The 1,219-nt window shown below is 45.6% G+C and carries 1 protein-coding gene; it reads right to left on the bottom strand.

The window, feature by feature from the left end:
* Window positions 1–1,219: RagB/SusD family nutrient uptake outer membrane protein (locus tag HP439_RS19155; protein WP_172391921.1), on the bottom strand; the 1,219-nt coding region annotated here is incomplete at both ends.

Genomic DNA, 1,219 nt, shown 5'->3' with positions numbered 1-1,219 from the left:
TCTTTTTCTCACTTTAATCGTGTTGTAGGTCGTAATGGAGGAGATCCGCACCGGTTCGGTGCCATGGAGCTGTCTATTCTCAACAACTTCAGCTATTTTCCAACGGCGTACATCAAAGAAACGGTGTCCTTCAAAAGCAAGCTCTTTTTGCCGTTCATTTCTAATAATCTCACGCATATCGGCCTGAGAAAGGCCTGTTGGCAATGTAAATGGAACAAGCCCCGCACGTTCTCGAATTGCCTCGACAGCTTGATAGACTTTTGCATCGGGTAAACCAATATTTTCATTGCGTGCTTCGGCGTAGTTCAATAAAATTTCCGCATAACGAATAATTGGCAGGCAACGGGGAGTCTCCGTATTAAACCAGTCCGCGGCGACATCTCTGTTTACCATCTTGTAGGTGTAGTAGCCCGTTGGTGTCCCCTTGTATACCGCATCCTGACCCGAACTGATATTATTTGGATTCGTTTTGTCAATGAAAATATTGACAGGGCGCCGTGCTAAGCCATCTCGATGGAAAACCATCGATTGGTCCCTAGTGACAGTATTAGCCAACCTTGGATCCCTGTTTTGGTATGGTTTCCTCACGTCATAACCTGAGGCCGGATCTTCAATAGACAAGCCGTTTTGCATTCCAAAAGCGTTGACCGTCTCCAAGTATGGATAAGCTCCGGGGCTGCTTACCCCAAACGTTGGTGGATTCCATATCCCCTCCAGATCGCGGTTACTAGGCTGCATCCGGGCCAATAAATATTCACTATTTTTACGCAATTGAAATACTTCATAAAATCCATATCCAGGTTCCTTCGTATTATTCAGATGAAGGCTATATTCTCCAGATTCGATAATCTGGACCGCAGCCTGTTCTGCTCGTTCCCATCTTGTTTTATCGACATCCGGATATGCAGAAATGCTACGCAACGGTTCCTCGGTAGCGAGCCCTTCTCCGTTAAAAAGTGGACTGGCTGCATATAACAATAACCGAGATTTCAGCCCATAGCATGCAGCCTTATTAATACGTCCATAATTTTCACCATTATGCGCCCAGGGTAGATCGGCGGCGGCAGCATCACACTCCTCTACAATATACTCCACGCATTCTTCAAAAGTGTTTCGCACAGATGGTATTACATCGTCCGCATGATAAACACTGTCTCCCATCAACGGTACGCCTCCATAATGCTCTAAGAGAATAAAGTAATAGTATGCTCGCAAAAAC

Origin of the sequence: Sphingobacterium shayense (genome assembly GCF_013179575.1) — a bacterium.
Taxonomy (GTDB): Bacteria; Bacteroidota; Bacteroidia; order Sphingobacteriales; family Sphingobacteriaceae; genus Sphingobacterium; species Sphingobacterium shayense.
This window is presented reverse-complemented; position numbering and strand designations above follow the sequence as displayed.